Raw genomic sequence first — 26136 nt, forward strand, 5'->3', positions numbered from 1 at the left:
CAAGAAAATGATTCAGGAGTTGGTAAAAGATGATCAAGACTTATAAAGTTATGCTTTTGCCAAACAATAAGCAAAGAACAAAGTTATTTGAGTGTGCAGGCGTATCCCGATGGGCATACAATTGGGCATTGGCTACACAACAAGAAAACTACAAAAATGGCGGAACGTTTTTAAACGATAATGAGTTAAGGAAAATGCTGACACAATTAAAAAAGCAAAAAGAATATGCTTGGCTTAACCATTACTCAAATAATATAACAAAACAAGCAATTAAAGATGCCTGTCAAGCGTACAAAAACTTCTTTGAAGGCAGGACGAAGTTTCCAAAATTTAAGTCAAAAAAGAGAAGCAAACCAAGTTTTTATCAAGATACAGCAAAAATAAAAATCACAAAAACGCATGTAAAATTGGAAAAGCTGACTACTTCGAAGAAAAAGAACAAGCAAAAATTGAATGATGTTAAGTTAGCTGAAAAAGGCAGAATCCCAACAGGGAGTAATATAAAATATCTCAACCCAAGAATCACGTTTGACGGAATAAATTGGTGGCTTACTATTGGAGTTGAAGAAGTTGAAAACAAAAACCAAAATTATACTGACGGCATAGGCATCGATTTAGGGGTGAAAGATTTAGCTGTCGTTAGCAACGGGCAGAAGTTTCGCAATATAAACAAATCAAACAAAGTGAAGAAGTTGGAGAAAAGGCTGAAACGGTTGCAACGTAAACGATCAAGGAAATATGAGAAAAATAAAATAAAAACAGAAGGAGGTGAATTCCGTTACAGAAAAACAAACAATATAAAAAAGTTGGAATTCCTTGTTCGAAAGACCTATCGAAGGCTAAAACACATCAGGCACAATTATATTCATCAAATCACTGCATCTTTGGTGAAAACCAAGCCAGAGTATGTAGTCATGGAGAGCTTAAATACTCATGGAATGCTAAAGAACAGAAAGCTATCGAAAGCCATCCAAGAACAAACATTCCATGAGTTCACGAGACAGATGGAATATAAGTGTGCTTGGAATGGGATCAAGTTGATACTTGCCGATCGATTCTTTCCTTCGTCTAAAACTTGCAGCCATTGTGGGGCTGTAAAAGAGAAACTTTCTTTGTCAGAAAGAACGTTTGTATGTGATGAATGTGGAAATAAAATAGACAGGGATGTGAACGCAAGTATAAACTTAAAAAAATATGGTAAGTCAATAGCCTAGCACGAAAAGCGGTTATTGACATGTACCCATTCGTTAGTGGGGAATTGAAGCCTTCGGAGCACCACATCCAACGAGAGTAGCTTTGGCGAAATCGGGTGCGATGAACAAGGAAAGAAACATAGGTCTTTATAAGATTTTTAACTATCTTATAAAGCCTTATAAGTTTTCTGTAACGGCTGCCAAAGTCATGGAACTCATCGTTTCATACGAGCAGAAAGGCATGGAGAAAGGAATAGAGAAAGGAATAGAGAAAGGCTTGGAGAAAGGAATGGAAAAAGCGAAGCTGGATGTTGCGAAACGAATGTTGGCAAAAGGATATGATGCCGACACGATTCATGAACTGACCGGGCTGCCGCTTGAAAAGATTGAACAATTGAAGAAATAATACGGAGACAAGAGCCTTCCTCCCTGGCATTCCATTCCGGATTGTCGTCCTTCGATCTCTCCAAAACTTTGAGAAATCCCCCAGGGAGAAAGGCCTCTTTATCGCTGTTCCCATCCATTTTGCCTGACAGTCCGATCCTCTGAAAGCCCAATCCGCTCAAGCTCACGCCCCAAGCGTCCCGTAAGCATCAGCCCGTACATGTGAAAATCAGCTCGGAGCGACCAAAGCGGGTGGCCAAAGGTGGCGGGTTTGTTTCCTTCGATAAAAAAGTGGCTGAACCAAGCGAGCGTGTAGACGGCAATCGGCGCGCCAAGCAGCCACCATGCATTCCCCGTTACAGCCGCGATGATGATGAACAAAAAGACAACACTCGTTCCGACAAAATGCCACCACCGCGTCGCTCGTTTGCGGTGCTGGGTCAAATAGAACGGCCAAAATTCTTCATAGTCGCGGAATCTCACTTCCCTCACCCCCTTTCGCTTCCGCCGCTGCAACCCGCCGCTCGCGAATGGGCCGAGCGAGCAGCCCCCGGTCATGTACCAAAACAGCACGAACGACAATCATGTCCACCATTGTCCTTTGACGAGCGACTGTTGCCAATCATCGAACTCATCGATGCCGCCCTTGACGATCGGCGCAGGCGCAGCGGGCGAATAGAAGCGGCGAACCGCTCCGTGAACGGCCGCCACGCCAACAAGGAACGTGACGATGACCAACCTTCACCCTCCATAGCGGCATCTAGTACCATTGCTTATTGAATGTCATCCATGACACAAAATGTCTGCAAGTTGTGTTCTTGTTTTGGCACATTCAGGCGCGACACCGGTTGAGCCGTGCGCAAATGAAAGATTTGCATTTCCCCTGCATGATCCGACTCGCTTCCTGCGGGCGGCTCCAATAGCACATACACATAGTCGCCATGAAATCGGGCTTCCCAGTACGATGCGGGCAGTTCGTGTTTTTCGATCGGCTGGAACTGAGCGTTCAAAGCCATCCATCCCGATTTCTCCCGCTGTACGTAGCTCACCCACAGCGTGTCTCCTTGTACTTGGAGCTGATCGAATCGTGTTTCCTCCTCTCCTGTATCCCAATACGCCACTCGCCATGAACGCAAATCAATGATGGTGAGACGAGGCTTCGTGGCGATGACAAGGTGGTTGCGGAAAGCCGCCATCGATCGGGCGGAAGAAGTGAGCAACGGAATTTCTTTCACGACCTCGCCGCGTTGATCGATCACATACAATACGCCTTGTTCCTTTTCAATCACATCGGCGAACACATAGAAATACGGCGCTACGTGCAAAACTTGAAGAACGTAAGGAGGGAACCGTTTAGAAAATAGCAATTTCCCCTCTTTTCGTACTTCGAGTTTATTCGTTTTTACATCTTGGTTGAGCGAACGAATATCCCACTCTCCCTGCAACGAGGCAAAGGAAAGAGGGCTGGAGAGCGCTTCTTGATCGGTAACAGTCCATTTGCCTGGATTCAGTCGATACACATACCTTCCCGTATAATCGGACCACAACAACAGTTCCTTTGTTGAGGAAACGGGCGAAAGGTGAGAGATTCCAACCGCTTTGAGCGTCACCACTTTGCGCACATGATGTTCGTCCGCCTCCACGATATATGACTCTCGCTCTAACGGATGAGAATACAAAAAGAAAATACGCGCCGACGGATCTTGCGGCAAGCGGGCTTTGGACGGCTCGTACGTCCGCACTGAAGAGACAACGGAATCGTCAATGTTCTGCACCCAATACACGATGACAGGCGCAGCTGCCGCCAGCACCACCCATATCCATCTCTGCCGCTTCCACCAAACTTGTCCTTCCTTTTGACCTCCTATGCGTTGAACAAGCCATGCCCAGTACCATACGATGTAAAGGAACAACGCAAGCGACAGCCACGCCCACCATTGTCCTTCGATAAGGGATTGTTGCCAATACTCGAACGGATCGACACCGACCCTGGCGATCGTGTGAAAATTGTTCAGAAAAAAGAGCGGCACTGCGAGCACCGCAGCGAGCGAATACAAGCGGCGAACCGTCCCTTTCACTAGCATCACCACACCGACGAGCAGCGTTGCGATGCATATGACGTAGTACAACATTGTCATCCATAACGGTGCACTTGGACCCATGTTGCATCCCCTTCCAGTCATGATAGTTGGAATATTCGATGAGATGGAGACGGTTTCCTTCTTTATGGAAAGATTCCCCCCCAGTTGAAAGAATACGCATCCGCCACCAAAAACGGTGTCTGTCTATTCTCGGGTCAAAAGGTTCCTCCTAGGATCCCGGTGATTTACTTAGAATCCTCTATTTTCATTAATCAGGAAAATTTAGTAAAACATGCTTTTGCTTCTCGTCCAGCTTCGTCGATGTTCCAAGTATGCTCATTTTTCACTGGCCTTCTAGGAGACCGGTGATTAAATCGTGCATACCGCTTCCCGGCATCGTTTCTCAAATAGAAAAACCTTGCAACACTGCGCACATTCACTCATCGATCAAGGGAAACCGCTGTTTTTCAACAGCCTTTTAGCTATATGAAGAAAATAGATGACCCGCGTTGGTTGCTAATCATCGGGAAAGTGGTTTCACGCGCCAGCCTTTCGCCTGTCGATATTTTATGTGAATGAAAACCGCCTCTTTCCCACTGATCCGATGGAAAAGAGGCGGTTTCTTCTTACGACTGGCTGTTTTCTCTCGCCTTGAGCGTGACAGATACGGTTGTCTCAAACCCATCACGATAAATTGTCAGTTTGATGCGATCGCCGACCGCTGTTTTCGTGTACAAATATTTGCGCAAGGCGCTGACGCTGTCGATTTTCTGGCCGTTGATCGCCGTGATGACGTCTTTCGATTTCAAGCCCGCGTCGGCCGCCGGCGAGAACGGTTCAACCGAGGTGATGGCCGCACCATATGTTACGTTGGACGGCAATTTCAGCTCATCGGCGCGCACATCATCGGACAAATCCGCGACATCGACGAGCTGGACGCCAAGATACGGGCGTTTGACTTTCCCGTCTTTCATCAGCTGTTCGACGATCGGCTTGACGTTTTCGCTCGGGATGGCAAAGCCGAGCCCTTCGACGCCTGTTTCGGCGATTTTCATGCTGTTGATGCCGATGACTTGCCCCGCGCTGTTAATGAGCGCGCCGCCGCTGTTGCCCGGGTTGATCGCCGCATCCGTCTGGATGACGTCAATCTCCCAGTCGCCCGCTGAAGTGGACACCGGCATCGTCCGTTTGCCGCTGACGATTCCTTCCGTCACCGTCCGCGACAAGTCAAGACCAAGCGGGTTGCCGATGGCCGCGACCGGCTCACCGATTTGCACGTTCGCCGAGTCGCCGAAGCTCGCCACTTTCGTTACGCCATCAGCTGGAATTTTCAAGACGGCGAGGTCCGTCAGCGCATCAGCGCCGACGATGTCCGCTTTCACTTTTTTGCCGTTCGCGAGCGCCACCTCGACTTTATTCGCTCCTTCGATGACATGGTTGTTCGTCACAATGTACGCCGTATTGCCCTCTTTTTTGAAAATCACGCCTGAGCCTGTCCCAGCTTCGGTATCTTGCGCTTGATCGGAGAAAAAGTCGACTTGCTTCTGGATGTTGACGACGCCGACGACGGCATCGGCGACTTTGTTGATGGCGGCGATCATGTTCGTTTTCGTATTCGCCGTCGGCTGCAGCGGCAAGGCGTCGCTTTTTTGCTCAGTCGTTTGCGCCGCTTGAGTGGGGGCGGCGCCTTCTTGATTCAACCATTTCGGTGCCACATACCATGTCGCTGCGCTGCCGATCACCGCCCCAGCGACAGAAGCAGCAAGCCACGATACGAAGCGGCCGCGCCGTTTCGGCTGCGGAGTAGGGGTTGGTTCAAATGGCATCATGTCCATCGGTCATCTCCTCCTTTATCATGAATGGTCATCCATAACCAAACATTGGACAACTTCGAGCGAATGCCGCCAAAGCATCGGAAAGGAGGATGAAACACAACGATGTCGCCTACATCCATCGGTCGTACACAAAGATCAGATGACATGTTCCGGTCATTGGCTGCTTTCTCCCTACCATAGTTGAACGGCATGTCTCGTTCCTTCTTTCCAAAGGGGCATCCCACGATGTTCCGATTAGATTGTCTCCGGCGCAACAGTCGTCCGCTTTTGTTTCCGCTTGCGTCCCGCGGCGAGCGTGCGAATTGACAAGCAAATGCCCGTCGCCGTTAAGACGATCATCGCCACCGCGGCGAGATCAACCGCCCAACGAATGTCGAGCGAGCCAATGCGCCCTTCATGCAGCTGGCGGATGAACGTTCCAAGCGACGTTCCTCTTTCTTCAGCGCGCGGAACGATCGGGGCAGTGGACGAGCCTGCGCCAGACGCTTGTTCCACTCCGAACGCGCCGCCTGCTTGCATGGCACGATGCATTTCGCCGCGTTCGGCCTGGCCGATGAGCCACGGCTCGGATAGAAACAGGCCTGTCACAGCTTCAACGAGCAAAAAGACGGAACTGATCAATCCAATCCAAAGATGCAAATTTCTCATTTTCCTCATCGTCATGCTCCTCCTTTTCCTCTTCGCCCATCATCATACCCAAGCAAAGTGAAAAAACGGTGAAAAATCCTCGTCGGATCGGCTTTCCTTTGCCTTTTCAATTTTCACCTTTTTTTCACGTAGATTTGCTATGATAAAAGCAAGGATGGAAAACAGGAGGAACGTCCATGAAAGTGTTGCTGGCGGAAGACGATCTCCATTTAGGGGAACTGATCGTTCATTTGTTGAAGAAAAAAGGCATTGACCATATCGATTGGGTGCAGGAAGGGGAAGACGCGTACGACTACGCGATGGCGGAATTTTACGATGTCGTCGTGCTCGATTGGATGCTGCCGAACGGCGATGGGGTGGAGATTTGCCGCCGCTTGCGGCAAAACGGCTACACAGGCGCCATTTTGATGTTGACCGCGAAAGACGCGGTGCAAGACCGCGTCACCGGGCTTGAATCCGGAGCGGATGACTATTTGGTCAAGCCGTTTGAAATCGATGAGCTTGTCGCTCGCTTAAAAGCGCTCGCCCGGCGCACGTTCGTCCCGCTCCAAGAGGAAACCGTGACGTTTCACGGCTTCACATTGAACCGGACAAGCCATACGCTGCATCGCGGTGACGAGGAAATTTTCCTCACCCCGCGCGAGTTTCAGCTCCTTGATCTTCTCGTCCAAAATCAAGGCCACGTCGTACCGCGCGAGACGATATTGGACCGCGTCTGGGGCTGGGACGCCGACGTCTCAATGAAAACGATCGACGCGACGATCAAATTGCTCCGTAAAAAATTGAAGGACGACGTCATCCAAACGGTGCGCGGGGTGGGATATAAAATTGATCAAACAATGGAATGAATGGCGCAACTGGCTGCGCCGTTTAGGAAGCGCGGACTTGTTCCGCCGCACCCATTGGCGGCTGACGGCGCTTTACAGCGGCATCTTTACTTTATTTCTCGCTTTGTTTATCGTCATCGCCGCCGCTTTGTTTTATTGGATCACGACATCCGATCAAGAGCGGCGCATCGTTCGCCTCGCTGAACAAGAGGCCAACACGATGGAACAGTTTTTGTTAAAGCAAAGCGATTTTGACTTGTTCGATGACGAAAGTCTCGTATTGCTCAGCGAAGACCAACTCTTTTTTTACGTAATCGCTCCTAATGGCGATCTGCTTGCCGGGGATGAAGTCCACCCGCGCCTGCGCCCGTACTTTTTGCACGCCTTGTCTCGTCTAAATATGAACGCACGTGCTCCAGTCTATTTGACCGTATCATTACCCGAGCATATGCCGGGCCTGGCCCGCGACGCCGCCCGTGACTGGCGGGTGCTCGCCGCCGCCCGTCCGCTCGTCATTCATGGCAATGTCGTCGGCATCTTGTATATCGGGATGGATGTGACCTCGTTTTTCGGGGTGTTCCATTGGCTGCTTATTGTGCTGATCGGTCTTGCCGTTCTCTTTCTCGCCGTCGGCGTGGCGCTCAGTTACTTCATGTCGAAGCGGGCGCTCGTGCCGATTGAAGAAGCGTACGAGCGGCAGCGCCAGTTTGTCGCCGACGCCTCCCATGAATTGCGCACACCGCTGAGCGTCGTCTTTTCATCTGTTGAGGCGCTCACAATGGAAGAAGACGTGATGAAAAACGAGTTTGCCCGCCGTCTGCTTGACCGCCTTCGCGAGGAGTTGAAGCGGATCACAAAGCTGATGAACGATCTCTTGACGCTCGCCCGCGCCGATGCGAGACACGCCGCGTTGGAACTGGCGAAACAGACGTTTGACTTTCGCCCGCACGCCGAGCGCACGTTTCAGCTCGTGGCGGAACTGGCGGCGAAAAAACAGCTCACGATGCACTTTCACGCTCCGGAACAAGCGGTCGTGACGGCCGACCCGGATAAACTGACGCAGCTGCTGTACATTTTGCTTGATAACGCGATCAAATACACCCCAGAAGGCGGAGAAGTGACATTGTCGATCCGCACCGAGCCGAAGCAGTTCATCCTTTCCGTCAAAGACACCGGCATCGGCATCCCACCGGAAGACATCGGCCGCATTTTCGACCGCTTTTACCGCGTCGACAAAGCGCGCTCGCGCCAACAAGGCGGTCACGGCCTAGGGCTATCGATCGCCAAATGGATCGTTGATGCCCATGGCGGCACGATCCATGTCCACAGCCAGCTCGGGCAAGGGACGGAGTTTATCGTACGTCTGCCTGCCTGAGCACATCTTCGAAAAGGGCGCCTCCGCAAAACAACGAGGCGCCCTTTTGACCGTTGTCTAGAAGGCTGGGGAAAAACGGCTGATTCTCTTAATCAATGGGAGAATGAGCGAAAAGCAGAACCGATGCAACAAGGGTTTTTCTAATTGAGAAATAACATTGTAAAGCCGTATCCACGACTAAATCACCATCCTCCTAGGCGCTTTTCCTGCGTTTATCCCCTCCATCTCTTGTGCTTCGCCTGCGGGCAACCGGCTTTTCTCTTTTTTGAAATCTGTGTCCTCTTTTCACCTTATTTTCTCTTTCCCTCGCTACAATGCAAACTGTAGGCCGGTCCACCATCAAAAAAGGAGGTGAGAAGATTGAAGAAAACTCGAGCAGTCGTTTGGCTCGCGCTTGTGGCGCTCGTTGGGGTCAGCTTGCTTCATGGGCTCACGCCGCATGAAGCGATGGCGCACGGACGCCCCGGGGTTCCGTTTGACGGCGTGCATGGCGGCGTTTGGCACCACCGTCAGGCATTCGGCATGGGGCCGCGCGCAGGCTGGATGCTTCCGCGCTTGTTCCTGTGGATCATCCCCTTGCTGCTTATCGGCGTTGGCGCCGTATGGCTCGCAGTGAAGCGGTCAAAGCGCTGGATCGGTTGGGCGCTCGTCACCTTAGGGATCGCCGCCTTGTTGCCGAAATGGGTGCTGATTGCACTGGCACTCGTGGCCGTCTACACGTTCGGACGACGTCAAGGACGAAAACCAGCAGCTGCTGAAGCATGGTCTCCAGCACCGCCGTCCGTTTCTGTCGATTGGCTGGACCAATGGGAAAAAACGATACAAAAGGAGGCGCTGACGAATGGGCATTTTTCGTCGGATCAAGACGATCGTTCTCGCTGAAGTGAATGAACAAATCGATCAATGGGAAGACCCGATCGCCATGACAAAACAATATTTGCGTGAACTCGAGCAGCAGCTCGAACGAGGGCGCCAAGCGCTCGCCCAGCAATGGGTCGCTGAGCGGCGCTATGAGACACTGATCGCCCAAGCGGAAGCGACGGTGGAAAAGCGGAACCGCCAAGCGAAACTGGCGCTCGAACGCAACGAAGAAGCGGTCGCCAAGTTGGCGCTGCGCGACAAGCTGCTGCACGAGAAAAAGCGGGAAGCCTATAAGCAACAATACAACGCGATCAAAGCGAAAACCGCTGAGGTGGCCCGCCGTCTTCAGGAGCTGCGCGAACGATATGACGAGCTCGCCGCCAAGCAGCTTGAGCTCACCGCTCGCGTCAACGCCGCCCAGGCGCTCAAGCAAATCGACACGGCGCTCGCTTCGTTTTCCGCTGATGAAGCGCTGCGCGGCTTCGCCCGCATGGAAGAGCGCGTCATCGCCTTAGAAGCCGAAGCGGCCGCCGCCCGTTTCGGAGCGAACGTTGCGTTGTCCCCTGTGCCGTTTGAGGAAGAAGTGGAACGTGAGCTGGCAAAATGGAAAGAAGCCCAAGCGACGAACGCGTAATCCCCCTCCCCCCTTTGACATAGATGACCCCCTTGCCCGCTCGGCAAGGGGGATTGATTTGTTTGATCCCCTGTCACGCGTAAGCAAAATCATTCCCTCTTCTTTTCCATTGTGCTAAAATCATTAGAGAAACGAAATAATCCAGGAGATGACCCCGCATGGACTGGAAGCGAAGCGTCCGCATTTTATGGCTGTGCAATTTTATGGTGTCGGCCGGAATGACGATGGTCATTCCCTTTTTGTCGCTTTTCTTATGGCAAATGGGTGTCACTGAGCATCATGCCTTAAGCATGTGGACCGGGCTTGTCTTTTCCGCCACCTTCTTATCGGCAGCCATCATGGCGCCGATCTGGGGAATGTTTGCGGATCGATATGGTCAACGCGCCAATTTGATTCGCGCCGGAATCGGCATGGGTTTGATCACCGCCTGCATGGCGTTGGCCACTTCGCCCACGGCGCTGCTTGTGCTTCGGTTTCTTGTCGGCTTTTTCTCCGGCTTCATCACCGTCTCGTTTTCCTATTTGGCCCGCGTCGTTCCGAAAGACCATAGCGGTGAGGCGCTCGGAACGCTGCAAACCGGCAGCATCGCCGGAAACATTATCGGGCCGCTCATCGGCGGCGCTTTGTCCGACTTGTTCGGCTTCCGCCCGGTGTTTTTAGTGACCGGGCTTTGCATTTTGCTTACCCTCTTGCCCGTCATCTTTTGGCTCGAAAAAGACCCAGTCGTGCCACAGACGAAAGAAAACAAGGCGAGCTTCAAAGACGTGTTCGAACACCGGCCGCTCATCATCTTGTTTGTCGCTACGTTTCTCGTGCAAATCGCCGTTCTCGGCGTCAACTCGATGATGACGATTTTTGTCCAATCGTTGGTCGGCCACACTAGCAATCTCGCCTTTTTATCCGGCCTAGCCTCATCGATCACCGGCATCGCCACGATCATCGGCGCGCCGTATTTAGGGAAGCTCGGCGACCGGATCGGGCAAGAGAAAACATTGCCGATTTTGCTTGTTCTCTCCGGCTTGTTCGCCTTGCCGCAAGTCTGGACAGACCACATTTACGCCTTGTACGTATGGCGCTTCTTACAAGGGCTGGTCGTCGGCGGCGTATGGCCTGCCCTTCAGGCGCTCATCAACGCGCAAAGCCCGCGCCGCATTCAAGGGCGGGTGTTCGGCGTCACCGCCAGCAGCCGCTTCCTCGGCAACTTGACCGGCCCGACGGCCGCGGGCGCCATCGCCGGCCTGTTTTCCATCGCTTCGATTTTCGCCTTGTCCGGTCTCTTGTTGATCGCCACCGGCGCCTTGGTCGGCTATGCCCACCGCCCTGCAACCAACACATGGCGTGAAGGGATGAAAGAAAAACTCGCCGCGTGGACGCATCGCCTTCATAGTCGGCACTAAGCGACTTGGCGGCATCCAACTGAGATGGGCGCCTCGCTCGGCGGGAGCGCTATATTGACACGAGGCGCTCTGGCGGCATTGAACATGAAAGAAGGTATCCGCAAAAAGTGGGACACCTTCCCTTCATCACCTGTCATCGTTTCATCCAACGGTTACCCTTCTATTCCCCCGCCCATTTCATCCGCTGAAGCAGCGAATACGGAATCGCCTCTCCAACGCGCCCGTTCCGCCCAGTCGTCGTTTCCGCCATCGTCAATGAGTTCCAAATCGCTTCCTCTGTCGCCTCAACAGCCGCTTGAAACAGCTCGTTCATGAGCGGCGCATCATCGCGGACAAGCGGCGGCAGCGCCTGATGCCCGGAATCGGCAACATGCGGAATCGTGTATGCCGTGGAAAAGGCAATGACGATATCGCCGCTGCCGTGATGAACATGACTCCCCGTCCGCGCCAGCCCCACCGCCGCCCGCTTCGCCAACCGCTTCAATTGCCGCGCATCAAGCGGCGCATTGGTCGCCACGATCATCATAATCGACCCAGGCGGCACGTCCCGCTCATCAAACGACGGCGGCACATACGGCACAAACCGCAGCTCTTCGCGCCGCCCAAAATTGCTCACGACAAGCGTCCCGACCGTATACATCCCGCCCGCGATCCGCGATGAACTGCCGACTCCTCCTTTCCAACCGAAGCACATCATGCCCGTCCCCGCGCCAACCGCTCCTTCTTCCATATCCACCCGCGCTTCGGCAATCGCCTGTTTCGCATGCGCCTTCGTCACCGCCAGCGCCCGCGCCGCGTTCAAATAGCTGTCATTGCACTCCCCGACCACGATGTTGACAGACCCGGCCGTGTCGCCAATCTCCGGCGTCATCTCCATCATATACTCAAGCGTCCCTTGCCAGACAGCGCCGACACTGAACGTACTCGTCAGCATAATCGGCGACTCGATCGTCCCCAGCTCCTCGACTTGCATGAGCCCCACCGTTTTCCCGAACCCGTTCAGGACAAAGCACGCCGCCGGCACCTTCTCTAAAAACCAATTCCCCCCATGCGGCAGCACCGCCGTCACCCCAGTGCGGACCACCGTCCGTTCATCCCGCTCTTCACGAATCGTCACATGCCCGACCCGAACGCCGGACACATCCGTAATTTGATTCCGCTTCCCTGTCGGAAGCGTGCCGATCGAAAACCCGAGATTGCGAAGTTTTTGGCGCATCGATGGGAAGCCTCCTGTCATAAATCCATTCCTCTTTCCATCATAACTTAAAGAAAGCATGAAAGTATAGAAAATATAGAAAAATAACGGTTCATCACCACAACGTGTACTTGACAAGTGAGACTTCTTTTCGTGTCACCATGTATAAAAATCGTTGATTTACTGTTTTTTCTTTCCAGAAGGAAGTATGGCATGTTTTGAAACAGTCAAGTACAACTTTTGGTGAAGAGCCAAAGTAACTTTCATTTTCCAAATATGTTCATTATTATAGTAATAGGATCATACCACAGCAATGATCTCAGGGTTACTATGATAAGGGCTTTCTGCTTGGGCAGAATGACCCGCGGCGTTGGGGATCGCCTATCGCCCTCTTTTGGCGGGCATTCCCCACTCTTAGGCGAACGAAGACCTTAGCGGAAAACGCTAAGGTCTTTTTTACTACATTATTCCGTTATGGGAGGGGATCGAAGTAAGATACAAAATCGGCCTTGATATCGGTATTACATCTGTCGGCTGGGCAGTCATTAATCTGGATCTTCCTCGTATCGAAGATTTGGGCGTCCGCATCTTTGACAGAGCAGAAAAAAATCGCGACTCACTGGTGCGATTTTCACCGAACAAAAAAGGCGGTGGATGACCGCCTTCTTCTTTTCCTCTTACTCATTCAACAGGAAACACTAGGGTGAGATCGATCACCCTTTTCCTCTTACTCGCTCAGCAAATTTCGAACCTCTTCTTCAGAAAGATCCACCAACCGGGCTATCTCGGCGGCCGTCATCCCTTTTTGCGCCATCGTCTGAATAAGCCGCTTCATTCCCTGTTTCATGCCTTGTTCCATTCCTTGCTTCATCCCTTGCTCAAGGCCGCGTTTTACCCCTTCTTCCAACCCTTCTCTCTTCCCTTTTTGCTCGTAGGAGATGATCAGCTCCAGCACTTTCTCTCGTTCTTTCGTTTCCATCGCCTTCACCTCGCTTTGCAGCTGTTGTTCCTCTTCCTCCGTCAACTTCACGTACGTCTCAAAAAACCCAAGCAGCAGCCGCTGCCTCGCCTCATCGAGCTCCAACCGCACCAACATGCGCAAAAACTCTTTTTTCAGCTCCACCTTCTCTCTTTCAGTATACCCCTTTTGACTGAGCAACGCAGCTGCAACCGGGTTGTCGTGCCGGATGTACTCCCGCCACTGCTTCTTCCGCAGCGCCACCGGAAAAAAGCGAAACTGCAGCACTTCGCCAAACGGAAATTCCATCGAAAACACAGACGGTTCCTCGCGGAGGGAATCATAGTGGAAGACGGCGATCGGAACGATGCGGGTCCGGTAGGTTTCATACAAGCGGCTGAAATAGAGGAACATGCGCTCGGCAAACGACGGCTGGACATACCCTTGCGTTTCCACGTGCACGATGATCAGCCCGTCTTCGCCTTTCAACTTCGTCTCGACCAGCAAATCAACGCGGTACTTTTCGCCGGCCGTCACATCGGTAAACAGCTCTTCGGATAAAAAGGACAGATGGTGGAAATCGATATGCTCGTGCATGTCGGGGAAAAAGAGGAGCAGAAACTCTTCGAAAAACGTGCGGATCAGCTCTTTGAACAGCCGATCATGGTCAATCGCCATTCAATCACCTCACCTTGACGGTCTCTCTTTTTCTATTCGCCGTCCTCAAGGCGGCATCCTGCTCACAGTGAGAAATTCGTCATAGGTACGATAAAAACCGAATACCCCGATTTGAAACGAAAAATTTTCCGCAAAAGTTTCAATCCCTCATAGGTACGATAAAAACTTTTTTTCCGTCTGTCAAATATTGAAGCAATTCATCGTTTCAATCCCTCATAGGTACGATAAAAACCATGAAACACATTGATGTATTCTTGATTACAAAATATGGGTTTCAATCCCTCATAGGTACGATAAAAACCCCAAAAAGCGCTGTTATATCAAACTTTTTCATCCTAGGTTACCTTCAGAATAACACGGTCAAAAAATTCTGTCAATCATACTCACCCGTGATAGCTGTAGAAGCCAAGTGACAAAAACCAATGTCGTCGACCCCCTGGGGTTTTTGCACGATTGGAGGTCGACGACAAATGAAGACTGCTTCCTGGCGTTTGACTTGCCTTGTTTGCCGATTGCTGTTTGCCTAAGCGAGGACAAACGCTCGTCATGCGGTGAATAAGACCCGGGCGCCGCCTGCTCATCCATCGCGGGCAAGACGAATACAAACATTGGAATGCCAACACTTGCATGAACGGGGGCGAGTGCTAACTTTTTATGTCTCGAAGCAGTCGGCCGATGATCGCCTCTTGGTATCCCGCTTTTTCCGTTTTCGCCATCGCTTCTTTCACTGACTGCAGCGGCGCTGACGCTACGGAGGCGAGTTTGGCGAGCCGCTCGGGAGGCAAGTGAACCGATGGGTTGGCGGCGAAGTAGTCATCGACGCTGTAGCGCCATGGAACAGCCGCTGAGCCGTATCGCTCGAGAAAACGGTCGGCCATTTTCAAACCTTCCGGGTCAAAGTCGCCGGAGTAATGCAGCTTGGCGCCTGAAGCCGCGAGCAAATCAAGGAGTCGCATCGTCGCTAAATTCATTTGCCCGTTCGTGCAGACAAGCGGGGCGCGAGTGTCAAGCAAGGTCGAGAAAACGCCCGCGTTTTCGACGACGTATACGATGCCGCCGTTGGCTGGATAGGCGCGAATGAGCGACAACACGTCCCTTAGCGGTGCATTCAATGCGCTGTTGGCTTCGACGGCAGCGGTGAAGACCGGGTGAGGGCCTTTCTTCGTTTCGGCCAACAAGTTTGCGCAGGTGGCAAAGTTCAAAATATCCTCGCGGAGCAGGCCGACGGACTGCAGCAATTCATTGATGCTCTCTACAGAGGTCACATCCCACTCGCCTGGCACGGTCGCTTGCAAGGCCGACAGCAACACCTTGCCGGGGAGCGTTGACAGGTCAAAAGCGTGTGGATCACCGGCGATGTGCTGGGCAAACAATGGAAGCCGCTCATACGAGCCGAGCGGCAAGCGGTGAAGGGCGGCGCCGACAAGACGGATCGCCGCCGCCAACTCTTCGCGGTTTGCCTCATACGCTGCTTGGATGAACCGTTGGCCACAAATGCCTTCAAGCCAAGGGTGCTCGTGGGCGAGGTGGCCGAAAAACTGCTCCCGCTCCTTTTCGGCCGCCTGGCGCTGTTCTTTTTTCGGCACGAGCGGCTCACCAAAATAGCGCTCGAGCAGCTCGATGAGGCCAACGCCGGCAAACCGTGTTCGTGCGAGTTGCTGTTCAAAGGCGGGCAGGGAAACGCGGGAAACGTCTCGGCCGAAAAAGGCGGCGATGGCTTCGCGCTCGTTCTCGCTGAACGATGCCAAGGAGACAACGCCGCCAATACGGCCGAGCGACTCGTATTTCCGCTTCATCTCGACAAACAAGCGGCGAAAGCCCGGCTCGGAACGGAAAAAGGCGGCGGCCTCTTCGGCCCGGTTCATGTCTCGATCAACTCCCATTCTTCCTCATTCGCTACTAACTGTTTGATGCGCCCGTTCCAATAATACTGGATGACGGTGACAAACGGCGCATTGCGCGGACGGACGAGCTCGCAAATCGACAGGGCCGGCACGGTGTCGTAATCACCCCAAAGCGCCTGCGAGTTCATGATGTAGTTAAAGCCGAGCTGTTCAACAAGGCCGAACATCATGCGGATGTTGTTTTCATCGACGCCGGCGAACGCTTCATCAAGCGAGATGATGTACGGCGCATCATCGCCTGCTTCTTGATAGCGTGAATACGCCGCTGCAAACAGCGGAATGTACATCGCCAACGCTTTTTCCCCGCCGCTGAACCGATAAAAGCGCTGGTTTGTCAGTTCGCGCTTCGGTTCGTGTTCTTTTTCATAGTAGAGGGTAAACGAAAACCATTTCCGATAGTCGAGCACTTCTTTTATAATTTGATGAAGCGTGTTGCCTTGGCCGCGTTCCTCAAGCAGTTCGCGGGCGCGGGCGATTTTCGAGCGGAAATGGTTCGTCACCCGCTGCAAATCTTCCTCCTTGAGCAGCCGTGAATCCATCCGCAGCAACCCCACCAGCTCTTTCGTGTCGAGCTCGTCCTCCGTCTCCGCCGTTTTCGGCTTCCATTGAATGGATAGAGCGAGACTCGAGGACGTATCGATTTCGCTCATCCGCTTGTTCATGTCGTTCACCCATCGCTCCGCGCGTTGGATGCGGCTGCGCAAAATGCGGCCGACCGACTTTAAAATGACTTCTTCGTACAGTTCCCGGTCTTGTTCTTTCATATACTCGTGCTGCAACGCGATTTCCCGCTCGACTTCCGCCAAGACGACAGACGGCGTGGCACGCTGCCCTTTGTAGTCAAGGAAAATGACGTTTCGCTCTTGTTTTTCCCTCCAATCAGCTGCTTTCATCGCCATTTCGTCATCCGGCGCCGCGATGCTCCATTCTTTCTCCTCGAACGGCAGCGATTCGAACGTCGCCCGGTATTCGGTCAAATTGGATGACTCTTGGAAAAAGATTGTGTTCAGCCGAGCCAGCAGCGAAGAGCGGCTGTCTTTCAACGTTCCCCCATACCGCTGTTTCGCTTCGCTCGCCTGCTCGCGAAGCGGGCGTGAACGGTCCAGCTCCACCAACTTGAGCGCCGCTTCACGGGCAAAGGCCTGCTCCCATGCGGCGGCCAGCTCGCGAGCGAACGTTGCCCGTTTCTCTCCTTGTTCCCGTTCTTCGGCGAGACGGGCGAGGCGCTGTTCGGTCCGCGCCCGCTCGTTGACTAGACGCGGAACTGCCTCGCGCAGAGTGCTGAGCCGCTCCCGCACGCGGGCGATTTCCGCGCGAATGTCATCCGCCCCCATTTGTTGGAGCGTTCGTTCGATCTCGTCCATGCGGAGCGCCAGACGTTCGTCTTCATCGAGCAGGCGGTTCCGCTCCCCTTTGGCCTCATCGATGTCGTCGCGAAGCTCCTGCAGCTGCTCACGCTGCTGGGTGATCATCGCCGCGACATAGAGCGCTTCCCGAACATGCACTTCCAGTTCATGCAAAAAGCGGAGATACGATTTCATCGCTAATCGGGCTCGTTCGCATCCTTCCACGGAAAACGCCACGTCAAGCCCTGCCGATTGCTCGCGCAACGTTTGCTTGAGGTGCTGCCACTCGCGAGCGAGTCGGGATACCTTTTCTTGTTGCCGCTGCCAGTCGCGCTCTTTGCTTTCCGCGCGGCGGCGCGCTTCCTCCCGTTCCTCAAACGCCGCGCGCACATCGCGGTCGGATGGAAACGCGGCAAACCACTCCGCCAATGCGGATATATGAGCTTCCACCGCTTTGTGTTCCGCCTGCAGGCGGTCAAGCGCTTGCCGCAAGGAAGCGATCTCTTCTTCCAATGAAGCGATCTTCTCCATCCGCCACCGCCGCCTTGCCGTGCGGCCGATGAACATGGCGCGCTCGCGGGCGGGCGCATGACCGCGCACGAGACCAAGCGCATAGCGTCCAGCTTCATTAAGCGTCATGCCACCGTCTTGCGCCTCATCGGCAATGACGATGCTGCGAAGCACGGCATCAATCCGCTCCGCAGCGACAGGGACACCTGCATCTGGCTGGAGATAATCGGCCAACGTATGAGCCATATGCACCGGGTTCGGGACGAGCACCCGGTCATACGTCACCGCCATATCGCGGTCAATGATCAGCGCATCGAGCAGTCCGGCATGGGCGAGCGCCGATTCGATCCGTTCACGGACGGACTCCGGCACATGGTCGAAAAATTCGACTGCCGCATACAGCGGAACGGAAACAACTCCTTGCCGCTCCAATTCTGTGCGCATGGCGTCCGTCTGTGGATCGCGTTCCGGTTCTGGGTCTTGTTCCGTCTGCCAATGGCGAAGCTCCTGCTCGCGCTCGGCGAGCTGGTCGCCAAGCAAGCGCATTTCGTGTTCAAGCCGCCATTTTTCATCGTTTTTCTTCCCGACGGCATCGTAATACGCCGCCGTGAACGGCTGTTTAAGGTCATCGATGGAATATTGATCATACAAGCCGTCCGTCTGTCGCAAAAACGTCTGAATGCGCGCTTCGTCCATCGTGACGCCGCCGCGCTCCAACCAAACGAGCACCGCTTGTTCCCACCGTTCTTTTTCTTGGTCAAGCAGCTCGTCCCATTTGCGGTATTGATGCCGCCATTCGTCAACTTCCCGCTGCAGTTCGCCCGCTTCTTTGCTTGCTTCTTCATAGCGCGCTTGCAGTCCTTCATGACGGCGCCAAAGGTCGGCGAGCGCTTCCAGCCGTTCCGCATGGCGGTCCGCTTCCTGCTTCCAAACCGTAAACGGAAACTCGCGCTGTTGACGATGATGACGGAGAAAATCGTCTTCATTCACTTTATGGCCGGCAAACGCCCCTTCGTCCGCGTCGGCGCGCAACTGCGCCAACGTCTCTTCCACCTTCCGTTCCAGCTCATCGAGGCGCGCTTCCGCCTCATCAATTTGATGGCGGCGCTGCCGTTCAAGCCGCTCCTTCTCTTCGATCACCCGCTCTTGTCGCTCCCGCCGCCTCGCTAGGTCGCGCTGCTGTTCCTTTAACTTTTCGTACGTTTCGGCTTGTTGAAAGACTTCATGGCCCGCAAGCTCCACTTCCCGTGCACGCAACACGTCTTCTTCCCGGCTGAGGCGGGTGATCTCCTCATCCAGCTCATTGAGTCGCTGCCGCGCTTTGTTCTCCTCTTCTGACCTTGTTCGCTGCTCAGCGGCGAGCTGTTCGGCTCGTTGGACCGCTTTCTCGTATTCCACGGCTTTTTCGGCAATCATATATTCATTGTAATGACGGTAGTGGTCGCAAAGCCGCTTGAGCGCCCGCGCATCGCGCTCGAGCTGCTCCAGCTGCTGCTTTGCTTGGTCCATATTTTCAATCGTCTCGGACAAATGGCGCAATTCCTCATCGGTTAACGGCGGCAATGCGCTTTCCAAAATTTCGTAAATCACCGTCGGCTTGAAATCTTTCGATAACTTCGGGCTCCGCAATTGAATCAACAGCTCGATCAACTCTTGAAACGCCTCGAGCGATTCGAAGCGGAACACATGCTTATTGACCAGCTCCATATATTCTTTTTGCGTCTCGACCACCGTTCCCCCAGCGCCGAGCGCATCGGCGAGCTCGCGCTTTGTCAAAGGAATTTTCTCGCCTGTTTTTTCTTTTTTGTACAAGTAAACATCATGGCCGATGCGGCGGTTGTCCAAAATGACAAAGCCCCAAAAGTCAAGATTTTTTTGCCGTTTCGCTCGCAAACCGATGCCGGTCGTAAGATATTGATCGGTTTCGGTCCGCTTATATTCGAGAAACAAATAACCGGTCCGCTCATCGCGGTTGACGACATCTTTTTCCCCGAGCAAGTAATCTTCCATTCGCCGCGCCCGCGAACCGAACGGATCGAGCCGGTCGGGCGTCTTTTTCCCGTCAAGCAGCACCGGGATCAAGCTTTGCATCGTCACCGATTTGCCCGCTCCATTGCTTCCGCGCAAAAACAACTTTCCGTCGGCAAAATGAAAATATTGTTCATCATAATACCAGAAATTGATCAATCCCGCGCGATGCAACATCCATCGATCCGCCATCATAGTTCCCTCTCTTTCGCTTGAAAATCGTCCGGGTATCGCCCACACAGCCGCCCAAGGAGCGGGTAGAGGACGACCATGCCCGTCTCGGGATCCGTGTCTGCCATTCGCCATGCTTTCAACTCCGCCAACACCTCGCGAGCTAACTCCGCAAGCGATGCTTCGCGATGCGTCTTCCCCCATCCAGCTCCGTAACGACGCTTCGTATCGGCGAGCCATTCAGAAAACTGCGCCGGCGTCAGCCAAAGGCGCCCGTACTCGTCCGGCGGAAAGGATGCCAACCGCTCGCGGACAACGGCAGCAAAATGTAAGGATGATGTCAGACGTTCCTTTTAGATCAGGAAAGAGCGTATACGGCGCCTGCCGTTCCGGAATCGTCAACATGGCGACGTTTTTGTACAGCTCATAACGAAACGGCGTATGGGACTCAATATCCTCACGCAGCCGATGCCGGAAGTTGCGCAAGTAATAAAAATCTTGCTCGTCGCCTTCTGTTCGGTGCACAGCCGGTGATAAAAACAGCTTCCGGTACAGACGATGGCGCCGGTAATCTTGCGGCGCTGCTTTCCATTCTTCCGCCAACAGTTCGTCAATCGACGTATATTGCAGCAAGTCTTTCGGATACGTGCGCATAAAATAGCGCGCCAACACCGGCACTTCATAAAGCGCTTCTTCGTCCGCATGTTGCGCGAACGCTTCAATCTCTCCATCCATCCGACGGATCAGCCCGATTTGTTCCGCTGCTTTCAGCACGCGAATGAGCGCGCGCCGATGCGAATAGTTCGTCCAATCGACCGGCACATCGCCCGGATACATGGAGCGGATTTCCTCGCATACATCGGAAAGCAAAAATTTTTCTTCAACCGCCTTGCTTTCAACATACGCCATCAAGCAGCAAAACAGCGCGTAATCGAGCGGCTCTTGAAACGACGGAATCCCCATCCACGGCTCCGGCTCAGCCGGAATTTTTTCGAGCTTCGCGAAATGCCGGTGCACGATCAATCGGTAGCCAAACTTCTCCTCGACGTATCTTTTGAGCACGTGTTCGCGTTCGCGGACAAGCTGATACCGTTCCGGGTCGGCGTCGCGGACGATCCAAAATTGTTCAAACAGCGCCGCCAAGGCTTCTTTTGCTTTGTCATCAAACGACGCCTCCATCTTCGCTCCCTCCTTTCGCCATCACTTCGATTTCGTAGTTGGGCATCACAAGCGTTCCGTCTTCAGCATGAAGGCAAATCGTGTCGTCCCGACGAACAATGCGGATGTCCCAGCCGTTCTCTGTTTTCACAGTTGGCTGTTCTTTCCCCATGGCTTTGGCGATCCAGGCGAGCAATGTCTTCCGTACGTACGGGGTCACTTCGCCGAGTTCGGCCAGCACAATTTTTCCGTCTTTCACCAGCTGTTTCAGTTCGGCTTCCTCGCGTGCTTTCTCCTCCAAATAGCGGCGGCGCGCTTCTTCTTTTTCCCGTTTTTTCTCCTCGATCGCCTGCGGTTTCTTCTTTTCTCCATAATGGCGCACGCGCGGCTTCGTCACCCATTCCATCGGCGCCTCTTCCCAAACATCGCGATACATATCATCTGTCGCCTCATTGTCTGCGATCAGATGTTTCGTATGGAAGCAGCCGAACACGACCGCTGACAAACAGTGCGCCTCTTCGATCGAAGACAGTTGCGAAAACCAGCGTGCCAAGTGCAAATAATCGCCTTTGCGGCTGCGAAAGTGGTGATGCCGCTCACCAAGCCGCTGCACGATGCGCGTCAAGCGACGAATCGCTTCATTCGTCTGATGCTGCAAAAACGCCAGCTCGCTTTCGTGGCCGTCCCGACCTAAAAACCATTCGCGCAAACTGCGCCACGTCTCGCGCTTTTCTTCGATGCATTCGGCGCGCGACGGGGCGCTCTCGGCAAAGCGTGGAATCGACCGCTCATAATCGACTACGTGCTCAATGAACCGGTCCACCCCTTCGTCTGGAAGGTCTTCCAACAGCCTCTCAATTTGCATCGACGTCTTCTGTAAGGCGACGATAAAATCACGCAAATAAGCGGTAAATTGTTCCTTGTAAACGAGAAACGATTCCGCCGTCATCCGTTCTTCCAAATTTTCGCTATGCAAATAGGCGATATAATCAGCCGAATGGTGAATGATTTTTTTGAAATAATCAAACGTCTCCTCCCACACTTGGTGTATTTCGTCCGGTTTTTCTTGGAAATTAGCAGATATGATCGTTTCCATGCGAGAAAGGGAGGCGTACAGACGGTCAAACCGTGTTTTCTCGAGCGAACCGCCAAACGAGTCGCCCAACTGTTCGAGCGTGCGAATCATTCGCTCTATTTCCACTGTGTACGGGCTGCATTGATAACGAAACCGCTTTTTCTTAAATTCCTCGATCGTCCGTACATGGGAAGTCTCTTGGCGGGCGATCAAATTGTTCCATTTGACAAGCTGATCGAGGTCTTGCTGCAAATCATCCTCAGTATAATCGGCAAATTCGGCATGCTGTTTCAAAAACGCATACACTTCTTCAGGGAACAAATATTGCCGCATCCGTTCGTGCTGAATGTAGAAATACCGCAAAATCGCGCGGTAACGGTGCGCATTTTCCGCCGACAAATACTTTGTTTCGACAATCGGCTTCAACCAAGAAGCATCCATCCTCGTCCACCTTTTCCTCTCTTTTTCCTAATTATTATTGTAACGATTGCATTCTTCCTTTGGCTAGTGAAAGCTATTTTTCCGAATTTTTCTCGCCATCCATGCCCCTTTTTTGTAAAATAGAGACGAAAAGGAGGTGAATCGACATGGAAGCGCTATTGCGGGAAATTTTGCACGAGGTGAAAGCAACGCGCGCGGCAGTCGAGTCGCTCGAACGGCGAGTCGGCGCTTTAGAGGGACAAGTCGCTCAGCTCAATGAACGAACAAGCGCGCTCGAGACACAAGTCGCTCAGTTGAATGAACGAACGAACGCTCTTGAGCAGCAATTCGCCCAGTTGAATGAACGGACGAGCGCTCTTGAACAGCAATTCGCCCAATTGAATGAGCGGACGAGCGCTCTTGAGCAGCAATTCGCCCAATTGAATGAGCGGACGACCACGCTGGAACAGCGCATCGATTTGCTTTACGAACGCACGACGGAAACGAAGGCGATTGCCGAAGCGCTTCGCCATGGGCAGGAAGTGCTGACCGCGAAATATGAGGCGATGGCTAACGACCTCCACCAAATGAAAGGCGACCTCACCCACGTCACATCGATCCTCGAAGACAAGGTGTTGCCGGCTCTCGCCGAACATGAAGCGGGACTGCATGTCCTCAACGCCCGCGTCTTCAAAACCGAAAGCATTCTTCACCGCCTCGTTCATGCGTAAGATGATTCCTCAACAGATCATGAACCCACTCGTTTCGATGGATCCGGCTGCTTACCGCAGCTGGTTTTTTATTCCATTTGACTCGAACATCTCGAATTCGGAGGATTCGGGAGGATTGGGGCGCATTCCCGAGCATTTGTAAGCATCGCGGCGGAGAGAACGGTTCTCAAGGTGAGAAGCAGCCAAACGCGGATAGATCGGCTGATACCAAATTTGCCAATCGGACCCAATTTGCGTTACCCTATTTTTGTGACGTTTTCCCTCCGTGTCGTTTTGTTGCTTTTTCCCCTTACGTTAGAAGGCTGGTGATGCAAAGGGAGAACTGCTGTCCAACATTTTTCCAAATAAGGAAAACCTTTCTAAACCATCATCCGGGTGTTTAACAGGTCGGATGGATCTTTTTACCGGCATTTTCGGACCCAAAAAAGGAGGAATCGTTTTGCGTAAATGGTTCATGTCATTGCTTGCTGTCGGGCTTGTGTTCGGACTGGCCGCCTGCAGCGGGAAACGTGATGCGAAAGGGCACATTGTGATTAGCGGAAAGAAATTTACCGAGCAGGTGATTTTGACGCACTTATTGGCTGAGTATGTGAAGGCCAACACCGATTTGGACGTGGAAGTGAAGGACAGTCTAGGCGGCGCCTTTATGCTCCAGCAAGCCATTGAAAATGGAGACGTCGACATGTACGTCGAGTACACGGGAACAGGGTATTTGAACATTTTAAAACAGCCGTACGATCCCGCAAAAACGCCCGAACAAATCTATAATGAAACGAAGAAGTTATATAAGGAAAAGTACAACATCGCTTGGCTCAAACCACTCGGATTTAACAATACGTACGCATTGGCGATGCGGAGAGACCTTGCCGAAAAGCTCGGGGTCAAAACGTACTCCGATTTAGCGAACCACTCGTCTTCCCTCACCTTTGGGTCAGACGCCGAGTTTTTTGAGCGAAGCGACGGCTATGACGGGCTTGTCGATACGTACGGATTCCAATTCAAAAAAACGGTCAACATCGATCCGGACTTGCAATACGAAGCGGCGAAAAACGGAGAGATTGACGTCATCACAGCCTACACGACGGATGCCCGCATCAAAAAATACGACCTCGTCGTGCTCAAGGATGACCAACATTACTTCCCGCCATACCACGCCGTGCCGATCATCCGCCAAGACGTGTTGGACGCCAACCCAGGACTCGAGGAAGCGTTGAACAAACTGGCCAACATTGTAACGGACGAAAAAATGATGGAACTGAACGGCGAAGTGAATTTGGAAGGAAAACGGCCGCGCGAAGTGGCGATAGACTTTTTGAAATCGGAAGGACTGATCGACTAGAAAGTGAGGAATGTGGATGATTCGATTTGAAAACGTCACAAAACAGTATGAGGATGGATTTGTCGCCTTAAAAAATATCAATCTTGAAATCCGCAAAGGCGAGCTTGTCGCCCTCATCGGACCGAGCGGCTGCGGAAAAACGACGACGATGCGAATGATCAACCGGTTGATCGAGCCGACGTCGGGAACCGTGTATATCGATGGGCAAGACATTTCTACGCTTGACCCGGTCGAACTGCGCCGCAACATCGGCTACGTCATCCAGCAAATCGGGCTGTTTCCACATATGACGATCGCGGAAAACATCGCGCTCGTGCCGAAGCTGAAAAAATGGGAAAAAAGCGCCTATGAAAAGCGGGTCGATGAGTTGCTTGACCTCGTCGGCTTGGATCCAGCGACGTTCAAGCACCGCTACCCGTCAGAGCTCAGCGGCGGCCAACAGCAGCGCGTCGGCGTCGTCCGCGCGTTGGCCGCGGAACCGAATATTATTTTGATGGATGAGCCGTTCAGCGCCCTCGACCCGATCAGCCGCGAACAGCTGCAAGATGACATCGTCCGCTTGCAAGAAGAAATTCGCAAAACGATCGTCTTTGTCACCCACGATATGGACGAGGCGATTAAAATCGCTGATCGCATTGCGCTGATGAAAGACGGGGAAGTCGTCCAGTTTGCGACGCCGGACCAAATGCTTCGGCGGCCGGCGAACTCCTTCGTCCGCGAGTTTATTGGTGAAGACCGTCTGCTGACCCGCCAGACGGCCGTGCCGACAGCGGAAGATTTAATGTCCGACGCCGTCGCCACGATCGCACCGCGGCGCGGCTTGGCCGAAGCGTTCCGGCTGATGAAGGCGCGAAAAGTCGACAGTTTGGTCGTCGTCGATAAAAAGCAATCGTTTCTTGGCATCGTGACGCTCAAACAAATCGAGCAACGATACAATGAGGAACATTTGCTTGTCGCCGACATCGCCGATTACGATGTGACGACATTACAGAAAGAAGCGGATGTGACAGACGTCGCCGCCTTGTTCCAAGACCCGGATGTACGCATCATTCCGGTGCTCGATGGCGATCGCCTTGTCGGCGGCATTACGCGCTCCAGCATGATGCGCGCGCTCGCTGAGTGGACGTTCCAGCAGCACGCATAAAGACATCAACCATGGGCAGAGGGGGAGGTTTCCAGTTCCCCCACAGGCCCAGTGATTTACGGGAGCATGCCGCTTCACAATATCATTTCTCAAATAAAAAACCTTGTAGCATCGGTTCTACTTTTCACATGTTCACTCATCAACCAGGGGAACCAGCTGTTTTTCACCAACCTTCTAGTCTTGTGGACGGATGGAAGACGGCCGCACATCAAAAGCGAATCTGGCGTGATTGGCTCGATAGCCG

General features: G+C 53.0%; 21 protein-coding genes and 1 pseudogene. 10 read left to right on the plus strand and 12 right to left on the minus strand.

Annotated elements, in window-relative coordinates:
* Positions 1–29: 29 nt before the first annotated feature.
* A complete protein-coding gene (locus N685_RS0103380) occupies positions 30–1214 on the plus strand; it encodes an RNA-guided endonuclease InsQ/TnpB family protein (protein ID WP_031405877.1) in 1185 nt (394 codons plus the stop codon).
* A 175-nt stretch (positions 1215–1389) separates the two neighbouring features.
* A pseudogene (locus N685_RS0103385) lies at positions 1390–1599 on the plus strand (DUF4351 domain-containing protein); the annotation flags it as partial.
* Between the two features lie 98 nt (positions 1600–1697).
* Here the strand turns inward: N685_RS0103385 and N685_RS0103390 are convergent.
* The 5 genes from N685_RS0103390 to N685_RS0103410 form a co-directional block, all read right to left on the minus strand.
* Complete coding sequence (locus N685_RS0103390; protein ID WP_031405881.1) at positions 1698–2060, minus strand: DUF962 domain-containing protein; 363 nt, start codon at positions 2058–2060, stop codon at positions 1698–1700.
* Positions 2061–2159: 99 nt separating this feature from the next.
* On the minus strand, positions 2160–2315 hold the full coding sequence (locus N685_RS19475) for a hypothetical protein (RefSeq protein WP_156961374.1): 156 nt from the start codon (positions 2313–2315) through the stop codon (positions 2160–2162).
* 35 nt (positions 2316–2350) lie between these two features.
* Entirely contained in the window at positions 2351–3739 is a 1389-nt protein-coding gene (locus N685_RS0103400; RefSeq protein ID WP_031405882.1) for a hypothetical protein, read from the minus strand.
* 545 nt (positions 3740–4284) lie between these two features.
* Entirely contained in the window at positions 4285–5493 is a 1209-nt protein-coding gene (locus tag N685_RS0103405) for a S1C family serine protease (RefSeq protein WP_031405884.1), read from the minus strand.
* A 234-nt stretch (positions 5494–5727) separates the two neighbouring features.
* On the minus strand, positions 5728–6150 hold the full coding sequence (locus N685_RS0103410) for a PepSY domain-containing protein (protein WP_031405886.1): 423 nt from the start codon (positions 6148–6150) through the stop codon (positions 5728–5730).
* A 167-nt stretch (positions 6151–6317) separates the two neighbouring features.
* Here N685_RS0103410 and N685_RS0103415 point away from each other — a divergent pair, with 167 nt between their 5' ends.
* From N685_RS0103415 to N685_RS0103435, 5 genes are all read left to right on the plus strand, one after another.
* Entirely contained in the window at positions 6318–6989 is a 672-nt protein-coding gene (locus N685_RS0103415) for a response regulator transcription factor (protein WP_031405887.1), read from the plus strand.
* Complete coding sequence (locus N685_RS0103420) at positions 6970–8343, plus strand: sensor histidine kinase (protein WP_031405889.1); 1374 nt, start codon at positions 6970–6972, stop codon at positions 8341–8343. Before N685_RS0103415 ends, N685_RS0103420 begins: the two co-directional genes overlap by 20 nt.
* Positions 8344–8703: 360 nt before the next feature.
* A complete protein-coding gene (locus tag N685_RS0103425) occupies positions 8704–9225 on the plus strand; it encodes a hypothetical protein (protein ID WP_031405891.1) in 522 nt (173 codons plus the stop codon).
* Positions 9185–9838 (plus strand): PspA/IM30 family protein, encoded by a 654-nt coding sequence (locus N685_RS0103430; protein WP_031405892.1) that lies wholly within the window; start codon positions 9185–9187, stop codon positions 9836–9838. Before N685_RS0103425 ends, N685_RS0103430 begins: the two co-directional genes overlap by 41 nt.
* A gap of 158 nt (positions 9839–9996) precedes the next feature.
* Positions 9997–11235: an MFS transporter gene (locus N685_RS0103435; protein WP_031405894.1), complete on the plus strand. Its 1239-nt coding sequence runs from the start codon at positions 9997–9999 to the stop codon at positions 11233–11235.
* Between the two features lie 160 nt (positions 11236–11395).
* Here N685_RS0103435 and N685_RS0103440 read toward each other — a convergent pair whose 3' ends face one another.
* The 7 genes from N685_RS0103440 to N685_RS0103465 all read right to left on the minus strand — a co-directional run bounded on the left by N685_RS0103440 (position 11396) and on the right by N685_RS0103465 (position 22699).
* Entirely contained in the window at positions 11396–12451 is a 1056-nt protein-coding gene (locus N685_RS0103440; protein ID WP_031405896.1) for a DmpA family aminopeptidase, read from the minus strand.
* Positions 12452–13157: 706 nt separating this feature from the next.
* On the minus strand, positions 13158–14066 hold the full coding sequence (locus tag N685_RS0103445; protein ID WP_031405898.1) for an RpnC/YadD family protein: 909 nt from the start codon (positions 14064–14066) through the stop codon (positions 13158–13160).
* A 644-nt stretch (positions 14067–14710) separates the two neighbouring features.
* Positions 14711–15931 carry a TIGR02679 family protein gene (locus tag N685_RS0103450; protein ID WP_031405900.1) on the minus strand — a complete coding sequence of 407 codons (1221 nt, stop codon included), beginning with the start codon at positions 15929–15931 and terminating at the stop codon, positions 14711–14713.
* A complete protein-coding gene (locus tag N685_RS0103455; protein WP_031405902.1) occupies positions 15928–20046 on the minus strand; it encodes a TIGR02680 family protein in 4119 nt (1372 codons plus the stop codon). Before N685_RS0103455 ends, N685_RS0103450 begins: the two co-directional genes overlap by 4 nt.
* Positions 20046–20327: a DUF2398 family protein gene (locus tag N685_RS19960; RefSeq protein ID WP_237746868.1), complete on the minus strand. Its 282-nt coding sequence runs from the start codon at positions 20325–20327 to the stop codon at positions 20046–20048. Before N685_RS19960 ends, N685_RS0103455 begins: the two co-directional genes overlap by 1 nt.
* A complete protein-coding gene (locus N685_RS18260; protein ID WP_237746869.1) occupies positions 20266–21204 on the minus strand; it encodes a TIGR02678 family protein in 939 nt (312 codons plus the stop codon). Before N685_RS18260 ends, N685_RS19960 begins: the two co-directional genes overlap by 62 nt.
* Positions 21188–22699: a TIGR02677 family protein gene (locus N685_RS0103465; RefSeq protein ID WP_031405904.1), complete on the minus strand. Its 1512-nt coding sequence runs from the start codon at positions 22697–22699 to the stop codon at positions 21188–21190. The genes N685_RS18260 and N685_RS0103465 overlap by 17 nt, the downstream gene beginning before the upstream one ends.
* Before the next feature lie 146 nt (positions 22700–22845).
* Between N685_RS0103465 and N685_RS0103470 the strand changes: the two genes are divergently transcribed.
* From N685_RS0103470 to N685_RS0103480, 3 genes are all read left to right on the plus strand, one after another.
* Positions 22846–23409, plus strand: a complete 564-nt coding sequence (locus N685_RS0103470) for a coiled-coil protein (protein WP_031405906.1) — start codon at positions 22846–22848, stop codon at positions 23407–23409.
* Positions 23410–23863: 454 nt separating this feature from the next.
* Complete coding sequence (locus N685_RS0103475) at positions 23864–24748, plus strand: glycine betaine ABC transporter substrate-binding protein (protein WP_031405908.1); 885 nt, start codon at positions 23864–23866, stop codon at positions 24746–24748.
* Positions 24749–24764: 16 nt separating this feature from the next.
* Positions 24765–25892, plus strand: coding sequence for an ABC transporter ATP-binding protein (locus N685_RS0103480; RefSeq protein WP_031405910.1), 1128 nt, complete (start codon positions 24765–24767; stop codon positions 25890–25892).
* Positions 25893–26136 lie beyond the last annotated feature (244 nt).

This window comes from Geobacillus vulcani PSS1, assembly GCF_000733845.1.
GTDB classification, from domain to species: domain Bacteria; phylum Bacillota; class Bacilli; order Bacillales; family Anoxybacillaceae; genus Geobacillus; species Geobacillus vulcani.